Genomic DNA, 15,796 nt, shown 5'->3' with positions numbered 1-15,796 from the left:
CGGTCCGGGTCATGAAGCCCGCATACGAGTTTTCAACGGTTCGGCATGCCAGAACTACGTACCGGACTAAGATCGGACCCATCCGGAACGGACCCTGCGGCGAATTACCTACAACGCTCAACACTTGAGCCAACGAAAGGTAGATCCTCACATGATCTCGATCCGTAAAGTTATGGCCGCCACTGCAATCGGCGCAATGACCCTCGTACCTCTCGCCGCATGCTCGAGTGACGACTCATCGAGCACCTCCTCCAGCACCACTTCGGCCGCTGCCGCCGAGACCACCGAGGCAATGCCGGCACCAGCTGCCGAGGTCGATGACCTCAGCAAGGGCGTCAGCACCGCTGTCGCACTCGATGCAGGCTTCACCGGCGCCCTGACGACCCTGGGCCTGACGCCCGGAGTTGTCGGAACAGCCACTCTGGCAGACGGATCCATCGTCTTCCCGATCACGGGTGGAGACGTCAAGTACTGGGAGCCGGGCACAGTCGACCCCTACGTTCAGGGCGAGATCATGCACAACGGCAGTGGATTGTCCCTCACCGCAGGTGAGACCGTCGTCGAGCTCACCGACTTCGACATCGATCCGGGCACCTCGGTTCTCACCGGAACCGTCACGGTCAACGGCAAGGTCGCCGCAGAAAATGCAGTGCTCTTCGACCTCGACGGCCGCACACTGAAGCCGTTGGCAACCGGCCCGAACGACACCGCGATCCTGACCGGCACCGAGGTCAAGATCTCCGAGACCGCCGCCGGCCTGCTGAATGACACGTTCAAGACCGACGCTGTCACCCCGGGCCTGCTCGTGGGCGTTGCAACCATCACCATCGCAACTGCATAAATGACTGCTGAAACCGTCCGCGCGAGGTCACCGCACATGGCGGCCCCGCGCGGACGGTTTCGTAGTCCCCTCCGAGGCCCCTGGCTCACCTCCATCTTCGGCGCCGTACTGCTCGCCGGCCTGCCCATCGTCATCCTTACCGGGCTTGCCTCCTACATGGCGTACGGCCCACAATTCGGCCAAGCCCTTCCGACAGACGTCGGATGGCTGCGGCTCCCCTCCTTCGACTGGCCCACCAATCCATCGTGGTTGTACCGCCTCACCCAAGGTCTGCACGTCGGCCTCGGATTGATCCTGGTTCCGATCGTGTTGGCGAAACTGTGGTCGGTCATACCCAAGCTGTTCGTGACGCCTCCGATCCGCTCGGTTTCCGAAGCACTGGAACGGCTTTCCCTGCTCGCGCTCGTCGGCGGGATTCTGTTCGAGATCGTCACCGGAGTTCTCAACATCCAGTACGACTACATCTTCGGCTTCAGCTTCTACACCGCCCACTACTGGGGCGCATGGATCTTCATCGCCGGTTTCGTTTCGCACGCGATCATCAAGACGCCGTTGATGTTTCGTACTCTTCGCTCCCGCTCGCTCATCCAGGTCCTGAAGGACAAGCAGACCGAGCAGGAAGTCGATCCCGACGGATCCGACCTCATCGCCGAGGACCCCACCGATCCCACGATCAGCAGGCGCGGCGCCCTTGCCCTCGTCGGCGGCGGCGCACTGTTCGTCGCAGCCCTCACCGTGGGGCAGACCACCGGCGGGTTCCTCCGCAACACCGCGATACTCCTACCCCGTGGTCGGTCGTACGGGGATGGACCCAACGATTTCCAGATCAACCGCACAGCCTCCGCAGCCCGAATCACCGAGGACACCACGGGCGCGAGCTGGACCCTCGAACTGACCGGAGGTGCGAGCGCGGTGACATTCACCAGAGACGCCCTCCTGCAGATGGAGCAACACACCGCCGATCTGCCCATCGCCTGCGTCGAAGGGTGGTCGACGGTTCAGAGGTGGACCGGCGTCCGGTTACGCGACCTAGCTTCGGCAGCCGGCGTCGAGGATCTTCGGTCGGCGCAGGTCACCTCGATCGAGGAGAATGGGCCTTTCCGTCAGGCCACACTGCAGTCCAACCAGGTCCTTGACGCCGATTCACTGCTCGCCCTGCAGGTCAACGGCGTCGACCTCTCACCCGACCATGGGTACCCCGCACGGATCATCGTCCCGGCCATGCCAGGAGTCCACAACACCAAATGGGTGAAGGCAATCGAATTCAGGGGCGCGTGATGGCAGCGTTCACCCGCGTCTACGGCGCCCGTCCCCTGCACCTACTTGCAGTGTGTTTCGCGTTGGCACTGGTGGGGTACGTGGTCTACGTGGCAGGCATAGCGACGTTCTGGAATCGGAACGTCTGGTGGCAGTCGATTGCAGTGTGGTTCGCCGGTGCCATCGTCGTCCACGACCTTCTTCTCTTTCCCCTGTATTCGCTCGCCGACCGCTCGCTCACTGCCGGACTCGACGCGATGCGCGGACGGGCTCCGGCACTCACCTGGCGCGTATCCCCGCTCAACTACATCCGTATCCCGCTCATGGGCACGGTGCTGACTTTCGTCCTGTTCTTTCCCGGAATCATTCAGCAAGGATCCGAAACATTTACTACAGCAACCGGATTGACGCAGGAGCCCTATCTCGGTCGTTGGCTGGTACTGACAGCGGTGCTGTTCGGGGTCAGCGCACTGGCCTACGCGATCCGTATCGCACAGACCTCGAACAGGAGAGCGACGTGAGAGTGACGGCGGACGAACTGTTCAGCAGAGCCTCCTGTGGCCTGCCCTGTTGGATGGGGCACTCGGACGGAACCCGAGAGCCGCTACCGACTGCGCGCTGGATGGGCGGTCCGGCATCGAGCACCGAAGACCGAATCGCCGACGGCCGGATGATCGGCCACTGCAACGGCCCCACACTCGATCTCGGCTGTGGGCCCGGTCGGCTCACCGAGGGCCTGGCACGACGCGGCATCTCCGCGCTCGGCGTCGACACCTCGAAGAAGGCCGTCGATCTAACTGTCGGGCGCGGTGGAAGGGCGGTACTTCGCGATCTGTTCGAGCCCCTACCCAATGCCGGTGACTGGGCCTGCGTCCTGCTGGCCGACGGCAACATCGGCATCGGCGGCGACCCGGTCCGGTTGCTTCGCCGAGCAGCAGAGCTCATTCGACCGGACGGCGCCGTCATCGCCGAGGTCCACGCGCCCGGTGCCGCCGAAGTACAGCCACAGACAGTTCGTTGGGAGACCGACACGATGGTGGGTGACTGGTTCGCGTGGGCGAGCGTCAGCGCCAACGCAACCTATGCCATCGCACACGCCGCCGGCCTCGCCGTCGTCGATATCGCACCGATCCACGGACGATTCTTCGCACGGCTGGAGCGTGCTTAACCGCCCGCGCAGCGCATCACCAGTTGGTGAAGAGCAGATGGTTGATTGCAAGTGCCACGAGCACTTGCAGTCCCAACCAGAACCGGTGCGTGCGTTGCGGAAGCACTGCGGGCGCCAGGAGCATCCACATGGCGAACGGCAGCCAGATGCGCTCGGTTTCGGCTTTGCTCAGCTGACTCAGATCTGCCATCACCACCGCCGCAAGCCCGGCGATGACCAGAAGATTGATCGGCTGCACCCGAGTGAAGATGCGCGGAAATGCAGCAGGAACGGCAATCCCGAGCGCGCAGAACAACGCCGCGAAGTTGGCCCAACCCCAGTACTCGAACGGACGGTCCGTCGCGATGCCCTGGTAGTAACGCTCCTGGACGAGTTCGTAGCCGTCGAACCACCAGAAACCGTAGGCGGTGAAGATCGCCGCCACGACGAGGGCGCCCGCGAGAGCGCCGAGAAGCGACCACACGGCCGGCCACAACGCGCGCCTGGCGACAAGCACCGCCACGGCCGGGAGTGCCATCAACCCGAGGCCGTAATTGAGATAGACACCGAAACCCAGAAGTACACCCGCGGCAAGCGATACAGGCCAGCGGTTCTTCTGCGTCGAGAGTGCGAGCAACGCAATTCCCCAGGCCACCACGCCGGCGTAGAACGCGTCGGCAGACACTGCGATCCAGACAGCTGCGGGAGCAAGCGCCACGAACGGGGCTGCACGACGCGCCATCGTCTCGTCACCGAGAGCACGGACGGTCACGATGAGCGCCATAGCGGCGCTGGTGCCGACGAGAACGCACAACCATGCCGCCCACGCACCGCCACTGAGCCCAAGCCGATCCAGCCACACGAACGTCAGCAGCGCACCCGGCGGATGGCCGGACACATGCGTCGTCCACGAGTCGGCCTGGTAATCGAGAATGCGTTCGGAGAAACCTTGCAGCGTCGCCGGTATATCGGTGATGTCGGGGACTTCGTGGAGATACTCGTCGGTGGAGGACAAGCGCGTGGAGAACCCGCGTCGCCAGCCGTCGACCATGGCCAGCGCCATCGTCCACGCCAGCGACACACCCCAGGTGAGCGGAAGCAGCTTCCGCCACGACAGTCTGCGCGCAATCTCCGGGCCCCACAGGACGCCCGCGATCGCGATGAGAATCGCGAACGGAGTGCCCCAGCCGAGGTGAAGCTCACGGAAGCCGAAAAGCGGTGCGGCGTCGGCGAAATCACGAACCTGCTGCGGAGTGCGATTGATGATCGGCGTGATCAGCTCGTTGTCCAGATACGGGACCACGAATGCCACTGCGACGAGCACCACGGCGAGGACAGCCGCGATAGATTCTCTCCAGTACCGGATAGCGTTCACCTAACGTTGCGATCCACGTGGAAATCTCGAACATCGATGGGCTCAGCATACCGAGGACGGAAATGAATCAATGACATCAACGCCGACAACAACTTCGCACCGAGCCGACATCGCGGTCATCGGTGGTAGCGGTTTCTACTCGTTCTTCGGGCAAGACGCGCAGTCGGTCACGATCGACACGCCGTACGGTTCGACGAGCGGGCCCATCACGATCGGCGACGTCGACGGCCGCACGGTCGCATTCCTTCCGCGCCACGGAGCTCGTCACGAGTACTCCCCGCACACGCTGCCCTACCGCGCCAACATGTGGGCCCTGCGCATGCTCGGAGTGCAGCGCATCTTCGCCCCGTGTGCCGTCGGGAGCCTGCTCCCCGAATACGGGCCCGGAACAGTGGTGATTCCCGACCAACTCGTCGATCGCACGAGCGGGCGCCCGCAGACCTACTTCGACAACGGCGGAGTCCACGTCGAATTCGCCGATCCGTACTGCGCCGACCTACGCACCGCGGCGTTGCAGCCCGGCACCGTCGACGGCGGCACGATGGTGGTCGTCGAGGGCCCACGATTCTCCACCCGCGCCGAGAGCCAGTGGTATGCCCGTCAGGGGTGGGCACTGGTGAACATGACCGGACATCCCGAGGCGGTACTGGCCCGCGAACTCGAATTGTGTTACGCCCCGATCGCTCTCGTGACCGACCTCGATGCGGGGATCGAGGCAGGGCAGGGTGTTCGAGCAGTGGACGTGTTCGCGGAATTTCAGAAGAACATCGAACCACTGAAAGCCTTGGTTCGGTCGGCTATCAGCGCCGCTCTGATGGGCCCATGCGAATCGTGCCGCGTGCACGAGGGCGTCGAACTTCCGATCGAGCTGCCATGACCCGCGTATTGCTTACCGGGGCAGCCGGATTCATCGGCGGGCACATCCTCGACGCACTCCGTCCCAGCTACGACGTCGTCGCGATCGACGCATTTCTTCCCTCCGCGCACGGGAGCGATCGACCGATCCCGGGTATCGAGAGGGTCGACGTCCGTGATCACGACTCGCTCGTGGACGTGCTGGCCGGAGTCGACGCCGTGTGTCACCAGGCTGCCGTCGTCGGCGCAGGCGTCGACGCCGCCGACGCACCCGCGTATGCAAGCCACAACGATTTCGGCACCGCCGTGCTGCTCTCGGCAATGGCCGAAGCGGGTTGTACCCGTTTGGTGCTGGCGTCCTCGATGGTCGTCTACGGCGAGGGGCGATACACCAATGCTGCGGGCGAGACGGTGGTGCCCGGTCCGCGCACGCGCGCCGATCTCGACGAAGGCCGCTTCGACAACACCGACCCGATCACCGGCGAAATTCTGGATTGGGCTCTGGTCAAAGAGGATTCGGCGTTGCAGCCGCGAAGCACCTATGCTGCAAGCAAGCTTGCGCAGGAAAACTACGCGCTCGCCTGGTCCCTCGCCACCGGCGGCTCGGTGACCGCGCTTCGCTACCACAACGTCTACGGACCGAACATGCCACGCAACACTCCGTACTCCGGCGTCGCAGCGATGTTCCGATCCTCACTCGAAGCCGGGCGCCCACCACAGGTGTACGAGGACGGATTGCAGGCACGCGACTTCGTGCACGTGTCCGACGTCGCCGCGGCGAACGTACTGTCCATCGCCGCCGATCTGCCCGGATTCACCGCACTCAATGTGTCCTCGGGTCATCCGATCACCATCGGCGAAGTGGCAACCGCACTGTCCCAGGCCTGCGCAGGCCCAGCACCCGAAGTGACCGGACAGTACCGCTCCGGGGACGTACGCCACGTGGTGGCCAGCCCCGAATCAGCCCGCACCGCAATCGGATTCGGGGCCGCGATCTCCCCGTTCGACGGTCTGCGCGAGTTCGCAACCGCCCCGCTTCGCGACGCCGAAGGCACCGGTGCCCCGCGTGTTTGAGCCGACCGATGTCACCGTGGTGATTCCCTGCATGAACGAGGAAGGCTCGCTCCCCGGCGTCCTCGCCGACATGCCCGCGGGCTACCGCGTCATCGTCGTCGACAACAATTCCGTGGACGACACCGCCGACGTTGCTCGAGCACACGGCGCCGCCGTCGTGCAGGAGTCGGTGCCCGGTTACGGATCAGCAGTACATGCCGGAGTTCTCGCCGCCGAAACCGAAGTCGTGTGCGTTCTCGACGGCGACGGCTCGATGGATCCACGTGAGCTACCCCTACTGGTCACCGCTCTCGAACAAGCGGATCTCGCCGTAGGTCGACGCAAGACCGTCCGCGGAAACTCACCGATCCACGCTCGAATCGGCAATGCCGTCCTGGCCCTTCGGCTTCGAACCAAATACAAGCTGCCCGTCCACGACCTCGGCGCCATCCGCGCAGTACGACGCCAAGCACTTCTCGACCTCGACGTGACCGATCGCCGGTCCGGCTACCCGCTGCAACTACTCGTACTCGCCTCGAAAGCAGGCTGGACAGTCGTCGAACACGACGTCTCCTACAGTCCACGGACAGCAGGGACCTCGAAGGTGTCCGGCTCGGTCAAGGGAACCGTCGTTGCAGTGCGGGACTTCTGGAAGGTGCTCTCGTGAAAGTGACCGCCCTCATCGTCGCCAAAGCTCCCGTACCCGGACTCGCGAAAACCCGGCTCGCGAAAACCGTAGGCGACGACATAGCCGCCGACATCGCTGCCGCCGCCCTGCTCGATACTCTCGACGCCGTATCCGCCGCCGACTTCGACGAGCGCATCGTCGCGATGACCGGGGACCTCACCCAGGCGAGCCGACACGAAGAAATAGCCGCGGCACTGGCGTCGTTCATCGTGATTCCGCAGCGGGGCGACGGTTTCGCCGGCCGGTTGCGTTACGCGCACGAGGACGCTGCGGCGTCGGGCAATCCCGTCTTTCAGATCGGGATGGACACCCCCCAAGTGACGGCCAACCTGTTGAACGAGGCGGCAACGCAGCTCACCGAGCCGGGGCGATCGGTGCTCGGTATGGCCGAGGACGGCGGCTGGTGGGGGTTGGGCATCGCAGATCCCGCGCTCGCCTGCGGGCTCCTCGAGGTGACCATGTCCAGTCCCAGCACCGGGGCCGATACGCGCAGCGCTCTCGAAGCACTCGGCGCGGACATCGCCTCACTGCCGATTCTGCGTGACGTCGACCACGCCTCGGACCTCGATATCGTCGCAGCTCAGTGCCTGGGAGGCAGTCGCTTCCGAAGGGCGGTCGAGCAGGTCGTTCGGCACTTGTAAAGGTAGCCACTACCGGTCCGTAACCAATCCGTGACCACTGTCGATCGCATTGCAACAATCGAAAAGCTTAGTTTCTCCGCGCATTCTCAGATATCGGTGCTAGAAAGACCATGTGCTTGGAATTCTCATCGGTATAGCCGTCTGGTTGGTGGTTGCGTTGGCGGTCGCCATCGTGCTGGGCCGCGTCGCGCGTCGTGCCGATTCCGAGGAACTCGGATCGACTTTGCACTGGGATACCGCAGACGTCGACGAGTCCGTTCCGCACGACTGATTCTCACCACGGCAGTAACAGACTCCGCGCTCGCTTTCCCCGCGCTTACCAATCCATTTACTTTGCCGAAAGAACAAAGAAGTCTGCCCGACAGGTAAAACCTCGAGCTATGCTTCCCGCGGTCTGTTTAGAATCCAAATGAAAGCCGGGGGGCTAGTGAAACGTTTCACGTCGGTTGCTGTTGCTGTTGTGGTCACGACTCTTGTGATTGCCGGTCCTGCAGCGGCCAATCCGAACATCGTCAATCCAATTCCTGGATTGAACGGTGTCTTCGGCCTCCCGCAGCTCACCGGACGCACTGTGGCCGTCGCGCAGGCCACCGGAATGTCCAGTCCGAACGAGACCCAGAACGTCAACATGCTGGGCACCGACCTCGGGATCATGTGGGACAACGGCAACGGCGAGATCCTGACCGCCTTCGGCGATACTGCAGGCCTCGGATTTCCGAATCTTTTGCAGGGGAGCCTGTGGTCCTGGCGCAGCAGCGCGCTCATGCGGAGCCACGACGGCAACCTGGCCGATGGCATGAGCTTCGACAGCATCGTCAAGGACCCACTCGGGCAGGCCAAGGAACTCGTACCGAGCCCCAAGATCCCCTTCGTCGAGATCAGCCGAATCCCCACTGCCGGTGTCGCACTCGGCCAGAATCAGTTCATGAGCTTGATGTCGGTCAAGGACTGGGGGCAGCCCGGACATTGGGAAACCAACCACTCCTCGATTGCAGTATCCGGTGACAACGGCGAAAACTGGACCGTCCACCCGGAGACTCAACGTCCGAGCGACGGCGGAAACCGCAATTTCCAGCAGAACGCCTTCCTGAAGGACGGCGGGTTCGTCTACGAGTACGGCACGCCCCCCGGACGTGGCAACTCCGGCTACGTGTCACGCGTACTCGAAAAAGACATCCTGGACCTCGCCGCGTACGAATACTGGACCGGCGCCGAATGGAAGAAGGGCGACCCCGCGCTCGCGGCCCCCATCGTCGGCGACGTCGGCGAGTTGTCCGTCGCGTACAACCAGTACCTCGGTCAATACTTGATGCTCACCACGGACGCTTCCGATTCGATCGTCATGCGACGCTCCCCCTCGCCCGCCGGCCCGTGGAGTCCGCCCGAGGTGCTCGTGGACACCAATCAGCTTCGCAGTGCGTACGCCCCCTACATTCACCCTTGGTCCGCGGGTCCTGACCTGTACTTCCTCGCCACGGTGCACCAGAACTACAACGTCCTGCTCCTGCGCACCACGTTGTGACGCGTCGGCGACATATGGTCGTCGGAATGGATGCAACAGCGTGGGACAACAAATATGCGGCCGCCGACCTGGTCTACGGATCGCCTCCTAACCAGGCGCTGGTCGAATACGCCACCGCGCTTCCGCGTGGGCGGGCGTTGGACCTGGCGGCCGGTGAGGGCAGAAACGCCCTGTGGCTGGCCACCCGCGGTTGGGAGGTCACCGCCGTCGACTTCTCGGCCGTCGGGCTCCAGAAGGGGCGGCGGATCGCCGAGAAATCACCCAAATCGGTCCGAGATCGGCTTACCTGGGTTCACGCGGATGTGACCAAGCTCTCGACCGAGCCTGGCTATGACTTGGTCCTCGTTCTTTACCTCCATCTACCCGCGGAGCAACGCCGACGGGTGATTCGGAGCGCAATCGACGCTTTGAAACCTGACGGAATCCTCATGATTCTCGGTCACCACTCACTCAACATCGCCGACGGCGTCGGCGGGCCACAGGATCCCGAAATACTCTACACGCCAGAGGATTTGGCTTCTGACGTCGATGGCTTGGGTGTGGTGATCAGGGCCGAGAAGCGTCTACGGGACACCGATCACGGCACCGCGATCGACGCTTTACTACTCGCGAGTAGGTCCCCCCTTGGCAGCGGGAATGAACGGGGGTAATATCCAGTTATGTTACCGACGAGTAGCTAACTTGGGCGGTACTCACGAGACCGCACCACCGAACATGGAGAGTACGAGCATGGGCCATTACAAGAGCAACCTGCGGGACCTCGAGTTCAACCTCTTCGAGCTGTTCGGGCTCGACGAGTCTCTCGCAGGTGACAACTTCGGCGACCTCGACGGAGAGGCAGCCCGCGACATGCTTCGCGAGGTAGTCCGCCTGGCAGAAGGACCGGTAGCCGAGTCCTTCGCCGAATCCGACCGAAACCCGCCTGTGTTCGACCCCGACACTCACACCGTCAAGCTGCCGGAGGCTTTCAAGAAGTCGTTCAAGGCGCTGTACGACGGCGAGTGGTGGCGTGTCGGTCTCGACGAAGAAGTCGGCGGCATCCCCGCGCCTCGCACTCTCGGCTGGGCACTCAACGAGTTGCTGCTCGGCGCCAACCCTGCCGCGTTCATGTACTCTGCGGGACCAGGATTCGCCAACGTGCTCTACAACAACGGCACCGATGAGCAGAAGGAATGGGCGAAGGTCATCGTCGAGCGCAAGTGGGGCGCCACGATGGTGCTCACCGAGCCCGATGCAGGATCCGACGTCGGCGCAGGCCGCACCAAGGCCATCAAGCAGGACGACGGCTCGTGGCACATCGAAGGCGTCAAACGGTTCATCACCTCGGCCGTGTCCGACGATCTCTTCGAGAACACCATGCACCTGGTTCTCGCTCGCCCGGAAGGTGCCGGACCCGGCACCAAGGGCTTGAGCCTGTTCTACGTACCGAACACCCACTTCGACTTCGAGACCGGCGAACTCGGCGAGCGCAACGGCGTATTCGTCACCGGCGTCGAGCACAAGATGGGCCTCAAGGTCTCCACCACCTGCGAGCTCACCTTCGGTGGCCACGACATTCCGGCCAAGGGCTGGCTCGTCGGCGAGGTCCACAAGGGCATCGCGCAGATGTTCGACGTCATCGAGCACGCTCGAATGATGGTCGGCACCAAGGCGATCGCCACCCTCTCCACCGGCTACCTCAACGCGCTGGACTACGCCAAGGAGCGTGTCCAGGGCGCCGATCTGACCCAGATGACCAACAAGGCAGCACCCCGCGTCACCATCACGCACCACCCTGACGTGCGTCGCAGCCTGATGACCCAGAAGGCATACGCCGAGGGCCTGCGCGCGGTGTACCTCTTCACCGCGGCACACCAGGACCCGATCACCGCCAAGCAGGTATCCGACGCAGACGACGACATCGCCTACCGCGTCAACGACCTGCTGCTCCCGATCGTCAAGGGCGTCGGATCCGAAATCGCCTACAGCCAGCTGGCGGAAAGCCTCCAGACGCTCGGCGGATCCGGGTTCCTGCAGGACTACCCGATCGAGCAGTACATCCGCGACTCGAAGATCGACTCGCTGTACGAGGGCACGACGGCCATCCAGGCGCAGGACTTCTTCTTCCGCAAGATCGCCCGTGACCGTGGCGTCGCGCTGGCTCACATCGCCGGCCAGATCAAGTCGTTCATCGACAGCGAAGCAGGCAACGGTCGGCTCAAGGCCGAGCGCGCGCTTCTCGCCACCGCACTCGAAGACGTGCAGGCCATCGTCACCACGATGACCCAGCAGCTCATGGGAGCTCAGGAGCAGCCGACCGAGCTGTACAAGATCGGCCTCGCATCCGTCCGCTTCCTCATGGGCTTCGGCGACCTGCTCATCGGCTGGCTGCTGCTGCGTCAGTCCGAAATTGCCATCAAGGCACTCGACAACGGTGCAGAGGGCAAGGAAAAGTCGTTCTACGAGGGCAAGGTCGCAGTCGCGTCCTTCTTCGCCAAGAACATCCTGCCCCAGCTGACCGCTACCCGCGGCATCCTCGCCAACACGGATCTCGACGTCATGGAGCTCGACGAAGCTGCATTCTGATTCGACCCCGTACACACACGGCCGCATCCCCTTCCTGGGGGTGCGGCCGTTGTGCTCTGCCCTATCTTTCTTCTGCCTGCTCGCTACCCTTCTTCGGCGGCAAGGCGGCGGAACTTACTGCTGTGGAACACGATGGGTGCTACATCTCTGATTTCGAGTTCGTTGATCCGCATCAGCACGATTGCATGATCGCCTGCGGGTACTTGTTCGGTGACGGTGGCGTCGAGCCACATACTCGCTCCGCCGATGAAGACAGCGCCGTCCTCGGTCGTCGTAACTTCCAGACCCTCGAACCGGTTACCCGTCTTGGCGGCCAATGTCCGCGCAGCGCCGTCGTGCGCTTCACCCAACACGCTGATGCCGATGCGCTTGGCGGCAGTGAACCTCGGCCACGTCGTCGACGTGTTCTGCACGCAGAACGCCACGAGCGGCGGGTCCATCGACACAGCGACGAAGCTGCTCGCGGCCATGCCGACGGGAGCACCGTCGATTTCGGCGCACAGCGCGACGACACCGCTGGGGAACTGACCGAAAGCGGCACGAAGGGCACCGTTGTCGAGTTCGGTGGTGGCGAGAGGCATGAGATATCCGTTCTGGTCTGAGCAGCGTGATCAGGTGGTGACATCTGACCTTACGTTCGGTCATCCTGCCAGCACACCTCGTAGTCCACGATACGAGTTTCGGTAGTCGAGAGTCCTGCGCCCGAATTTTCGGGAATGAAATTCGCCGCGACGGTGTCGTACTGTCGAGTAACTAGTTAGCAGTACTCACGGAGGTTGATGTTGTGTCGAGAATCGACAGCTACGTAGCGCTCGGGGACTCGTTCACCGAGGGCGTCGGTGACGCCGATCCCGCCAGCGCAAACGGGGTCAAGGGCTGGGCCGACCGCGTCGCCGAGCAGCTCGGCGCCACGAACCCGGAATTCCGCTACGCCAATCTCGCGGTGCGCGGCAAATTGGTCGACCAGGTGATCGAAAACCAAGTCGGAATCGCCGTCGACGCCGCACCCGATCTCGTTACCATCTACGCCGGTGGAAACGACCTGATGCGGCCAAAGGTGGACATCGACGGCATCGTCGCGAGATACGACTCGGCACTCGCAGACCTCGTCGCCACCGGCGCGCGGGTCGTCGCCTTCACCGGATACGACGCGGGCTGGGCACCCCTGTTCCGCACACTGCGCGGACGCACTGCGATCTACAACGAACTTCTGCGGGAAGTAGCCGACCGTCGAGGAGTCGAAATCGTCGACTTCTGGCGTCTCGACGGCTACGACGACACCCGGATGTGGGACACCGATCGTCTCCACATGTCCACGCGCGGACACATCAGGATGGCATCCGAGGTTCTCGATCACCTCGGTGTCCCGCATTCGATCGAACTCGAACCCCTGGAGCCACGCGCACCCATCGCGCCTGCTGACAAGCGGCGTGAGAATGCCGAATGGGTGAAGTCCTTCGCGGCGCCGTGGGTGTCACGACGCCTCCGCGGCGCATCCTCCGGCGACGACGTCGCGCCGAAACACACGGCGCTTCGGTAACCGCTGCAACAGCACTAGCTGCGAGAGGGACTAGCTGTCACTGTCCTCCTGCGAAGCGGCAGGCTGCTCCGCAGGCTCGGCTGCCGGAGGATCGGCAGGAGGGACCACGGACGGTTCGGCGGCAGGCGGCGCAGCCGGCTCTGCTGCCGGAGGTGCGGGTGCCGGCGGCGGAGCGTCCGCAGGCTTCGGATCAGGTTCGCGTGACTGGCATTTCACGATCGGAATCGGATCGTACTTGACCGTGCGAGTCTCTCGCGAGATCTCTTTGCCCGACGCAATATCGGTGATCACTCTGGTATTGCTCGCCGTGAATCCCGGTCCACCACTGGACGGAACGCACTGATCACCGGCAGGGAGCGTGACCGTATTGGGAGAAGTCGGGTTGGTCCGCGGCCCCGTACTGGACTCGACCTCCACCGTCTTCGTTCCCCAAAGCCGAACCGTCACATCCGAGCCCGTACCGAACGACTCGATGACGATGCCGGTTTTGGCAGGGTTGGTGAACTTCAGGTCGATTGCGCCCTCGAATACCGTCGCCTCGCGGGCCTCCGGATATCTACTGATGTAGTAGCTGTGCTCGGTGTGCCCGGCGTCTTCCATTCCGCCGAAATACGCCGCGTTGTACAGCGTCGTCGCGAACTGACTGATGCCGCCGCCGACAGCCCGATCCGGTCTACCGTTGTCGATGATCCCCGACTCGACGAAGCCCTGCGCAGTCCCGCGTGGTCCGGTGTATCCGTTGAGCGAGAACGTAGCTCCCGGCTTCACCAACGCACCGTTGACGATATCGGCGGTGAGTCTGATATTGACTCCGGACGCGTACTCGAATCCACCGGTGGTGTACTCGGCGACAACTTCTTTGATGCCGAGAGCCTGCGCGCCTTCGGTTGTCAGTGCCGGTGGCGCGGGCGCGTACACGGCCGCGGTGGTTCGGGCATCCGGGGAGGCCAACAAGGTCGGCAACTGCTCGAGCGTCACCGGCCACTGCACCAACTCGCCGACGACACCGGGCACGATGGTCGGCGCGCCTGAGCCCAAAACGAACGACGCGTCCTTCGGGACCGTCTCGGTAGCGACCAACTGCGGCGCGAGAATACGGATCGCTGCGTCGTTGTCGTACCGCGCCGCGAGTGACCCATCCTCGGCCGGCTCGAAGGACAAGACCTGGCCGACGGCCTCCGGGGCCAGCACTGCGGCTGCAGAGTTCTTGCCGGTGAACACCACCGGCGCAGACACCGCAGGCACGGCAATCTGGGTGAGCACACGATCGACCTCGTCCTGGTGCACCGTCACATCAGCGGTCTCGACGGGTACTGCGACATCCCCGAAAGCCCATCGCTTCTGCATTGCCTCGCGTGCGCCGGCGACGTCGAGCGCCAGCCCAGGAGCGGGCGCCACACCTACTGCGGTCGCACCCTCGAAGACGATGTCGCCTTCCACCGGAGCGCGGTCGGTCTGCGCACGAATCGACTCCACGGTCGCATCGAGCGCAGCGGCATCGACCGTCGACTCCACGCCGATCTCGCGATGACCGAAGAACGAACCGATCCGAGTGAACGGATTGATCGGCTGCGACCCCGCGCGATCGAGCGTCGCGTTCCAATCGACACCGAGCCCTGCAGCGGCCGGTACGAACTCGAGGTCCAGATCTCCGGCCTCGACAGCAACGGGCTGTTCGACGCGGGCGCCGAGCTCCGAACGTAGCTTCGCCTCGGCGTCGTCGTGCGAGAGGCTTCCGACGTCGACTCCGGCAACGGTGACTCCGCGCGGAACTGCGCCGCTGGAAGACAACCAGTCCGCGGTGTAGAACACAGCCAAGATCGCTACAGCAGCGCCCGCCAAGACTGCGACCTTCACCCATGGAGGCTTCTGATCCGAGCCGACCGTTCCAGCGCCTGCTGGGTCGGGCGTTGCCGAACTTGCGGCGGGAGAGGTGATAGGCGGTTCGGGCGGCCTCGGAGCGACAACTGGCTCCACAGGACTCGGAGGAACGGGAGGAACCGCTGAATACGCTTCCGTCGTGGGCTCGTCATCGTCCTTCGACGGCTGATTCGAGGCGTCTTGCCTGAGAGGTGCAGGGTTCTCAGGAGGTACGACAGTCATGGCCTCGGTGACCGCGTCGTACGGCAGTACCTCGTCGGGCTGCGTGTCCTCTACTGGTCCCTCAGGGACCGGAGGCTCCTGACGCTTGTTGGGCTCTGTGCCGTCTCCACCGATGCTCACGTTCAAGCCCTCCCACAACCCCCACCGATTTCGATCGACTGTCGTGCCCGAGCTTACGCATCCGCTATCGACGCGGAGATGTCGAGCCA

16 protein-coding genes are annotated in these 15,796 nt (G+C 63.7%); 13 read left to right on the top strand and 3 right to left on the bottom strand.

Annotated features, from left to right (window positions below; all coding sequences use genetic code 11):
* Window positions 1–151 precede the first annotated feature (151 nt).
* The 4 genes from H2510_RS12235 to H2510_RS12220 are packed head-to-tail and all read left to right on the top strand — an operon-like array spanning window position 152 to window position 3,266.
* Complete coding sequence (locus H2510_RS12235; protein ID WP_186628595.1) at window positions 152–841, top strand: hypothetical protein; 690 nt, start codon at window positions 152–154, stop codon at window positions 839–841.
* Window positions 842–877: 36 nt separating this feature from the next.
* Window positions 878–2,119 (top strand): molybdopterin-dependent oxidoreductase, encoded by a 1,242-nt coding sequence (locus H2510_RS12230; protein ID WP_186628594.1) that lies wholly within the window; start codon window positions 878–880, stop codon window positions 2,117–2,119.
* Window positions 2,119–2,619, top strand: coding sequence for a hypothetical protein (locus H2510_RS12225; protein WP_186628593.1), 501 nt, complete (start codon window positions 2,119–2,121; stop codon window positions 2,617–2,619). The genes H2510_RS12230 and H2510_RS12225 overlap by 1 nt, the downstream gene beginning before the upstream one ends.
* Window positions 2,616–3,266, top strand: a complete 651-nt coding sequence (locus tag H2510_RS12220; protein WP_186628592.1) for a methyltransferase domain-containing protein — start codon at window positions 2,616–2,618, stop codon at window positions 3,264–3,266. The genes H2510_RS12225 and H2510_RS12220 overlap by 4 nt, the downstream gene beginning before the upstream one ends.
* Window positions 3,267–3,282: 16 nt before the next feature.
* Here the strand turns inward: H2510_RS12220 and H2510_RS12215 are convergent, their stop codons facing one another.
* Complete coding sequence (locus tag H2510_RS12215) at window positions 3,283–4,620, bottom strand: hypothetical protein (RefSeq protein ID WP_315901349.1); 1,338 nt, start codon at window positions 4,618–4,620, stop codon at window positions 3,283–3,285.
* Window positions 4,621–4,690: 70 nt separating this feature from the next.
* Here H2510_RS12215 and H2510_RS12210 point away from each other — a divergent pair, with 70 nt between their 5' ends.
* From H2510_RS12210 to H2510_RS12175, 8 genes are all read left to right on the top strand, one after another.
* The gene (locus H2510_RS12210) at window positions 4,691–5,497 is read left to right on the top strand and encodes an S-methyl-5'-thioadenosine phosphorylase (protein WP_186628591.1); all 807 of its coding nucleotides are present in this window, start codon (window positions 4,691–4,693) and stop codon (window positions 5,495–5,497) included.
* Window positions 5,494–6,549, top strand: coding sequence for an NAD(P)-dependent oxidoreductase (locus H2510_RS12205; protein WP_186628590.1), 1,056 nt, complete (start codon window positions 5,494–5,496; stop codon window positions 6,547–6,549). Before H2510_RS12210 ends, H2510_RS12205 begins: the two co-directional genes overlap by 4 nt.
* Complete coding sequence (locus tag H2510_RS12200; protein ID WP_186628589.1) at window positions 6,542–7,195, top strand: glycosyltransferase family 2 protein; 654 nt, start codon at window positions 6,542–6,544, stop codon at window positions 7,193–7,195. The genes H2510_RS12205 and H2510_RS12200 overlap by 8 nt, the downstream gene beginning before the upstream one ends.
* A complete protein-coding gene (locus tag H2510_RS12195) occupies window positions 7,192–7,857 on the top strand; it encodes a DUF2064 domain-containing protein (protein WP_186628588.1) in 666 nt (221 codons plus the stop codon). The genes H2510_RS12200 and H2510_RS12195 overlap by 4 nt, the downstream gene beginning before the upstream one ends.
* 112 nt (window positions 7,858–7,969) lie before the next feature.
* Entirely contained in the window at window positions 7,970–8,128 is a 159-nt protein-coding gene (locus H2510_RS12190; RefSeq protein WP_186628587.1) for a hypothetical protein, read from the top strand.
* A 138-nt stretch (window positions 8,129–8,266) separates the two neighbouring features.
* Window positions 8,267–9,379: a DUF4185 domain-containing protein gene (locus H2510_RS12185; protein ID WP_186628586.1), complete on the top strand. Its 1,113-nt coding sequence runs from the start codon at window positions 8,267–8,269 to the stop codon at window positions 9,377–9,379.
* Between the two features lie 26 nt (window positions 9,380–9,405).
* Window positions 9,406–10,029: a bifunctional 2-polyprenyl-6-hydroxyphenol methylase/3-demethylubiquinol 3-O-methyltransferase UbiG gene (locus H2510_RS12180; protein ID WP_186628585.1), complete on the top strand. Its 624-nt coding sequence runs from the start codon at window positions 9,406–9,408 to the stop codon at window positions 10,027–10,029.
* A 79-nt stretch (window positions 10,030–10,108) separates the two neighbouring features.
* Window positions 10,109–11,944, top strand: coding sequence for an acyl-CoA dehydrogenase (locus tag H2510_RS12175; protein WP_186628584.1), 1,836 nt, complete (start codon window positions 10,109–10,111; stop codon window positions 11,942–11,944).
* Window positions 11,945–12,027: 83 nt separating this feature from the next.
* Here H2510_RS12175 and H2510_RS12170 read toward each other — a convergent pair whose 3' ends face one another.
* Window positions 12,028–12,525, bottom strand: a complete 498-nt coding sequence (locus H2510_RS12170; protein WP_186628583.1) for a flavin reductase family protein — start codon at window positions 12,523–12,525, stop codon at window positions 12,028–12,030.
* A 203-nt stretch (window positions 12,526–12,728) separates the two neighbouring features.
* Here H2510_RS12170 and H2510_RS12165 point away from each other — a divergent pair, with 203 nt between their 5' ends.
* Complete coding sequence (locus H2510_RS12165) at window positions 12,729–13,484, top strand: SGNH/GDSL hydrolase family protein (protein WP_186628582.1); 756 nt, start codon at window positions 12,729–12,731, stop codon at window positions 13,482–13,484.
* Window positions 13,485–13,514: 30 nt separating this feature from the next.
* Here the strand turns inward: H2510_RS12165 and H2510_RS12160 are convergent, their stop codons facing one another.
* Window positions 13,515–15,707: a VanW family protein gene (locus H2510_RS12160; protein WP_315901348.1), complete on the bottom strand. Its 2,193-nt coding sequence runs from the start codon at window positions 15,705–15,707 to the stop codon at window positions 13,515–13,517.
* Between the last annotated feature and the right edge of the window lie 89 nt (window positions 15,708–15,796).

The organism is Rhodococcus sp. BP22, from assembly GCF_014281965.1.
GTDB lineage: Bacteria > Actinomycetota > Actinomycetes > Mycobacteriales > Mycobacteriaceae > Rhodococcoides.
The sequence above is the reverse complement of the archived record's forward strand: the minus strand, read 5'-3'. Positions and strand labels throughout refer to the sequence as shown.

Bases quoted from the DNA above. Each gene is read 5' to 3' on its own strand.
- H2510_RS12180 (WP_186628585.1), top strand. From the start codon at position 9,406: ATGGATGCAACAGCGTGGGACAACAAATATGCGGCCGCCGACCTGGTC.
- H2510_RS12235 (WP_186628595.1), top strand. From the start codon at position 152: ATGATCTCGATCCGTAAAGTTATGGCCGCCACTGCAATCGGCGCAATG.
- H2510_RS12185 (WP_186628586.1), top strand. From the start codon at position 8,267: ATGAAAGCCGGGGGGCTAGTGAAACGTTTCACGTCGGTTGCTGTTGCT.
- H2510_RS12175 (WP_186628584.1), top strand. From the start codon at position 10,109: ATGGGCCATTACAAGAGCAACCTGCGGGACCTCGAGTTCAACCTCTTC.
- H2510_RS12170 (WP_186628583.1), bottom strand. From the start codon at position 12,525: ATGCCTCTCGCCACCACCGAACTCGACAACGGTGCCCTTCGTGCCGCT.
- H2510_RS12205 (WP_186628590.1), top strand. From the start codon at position 5,494: ATGACCCGCGTATTGCTTACCGGGGCAGCCGGATTCATCGGCGGGCAC.
- H2510_RS12210 (WP_186628591.1), top strand. From the start codon at position 4,691: ATGACATCAACGCCGACAACAACTTCGCACCGAGCCGACATCGCGGTC.
- H2510_RS12230 (WP_186628594.1), top strand. From the start codon at position 878: ATGGCGGCCCCGCGCGGACGGTTTCGTAGTCCCCTCCGAGGCCCCTGG.
- H2510_RS12225 (WP_186628593.1), top strand. From the start codon at position 2,119: ATGGCAGCGTTCACCCGCGTCTACGGCGCCCGTCCCCTGCACCTACTT.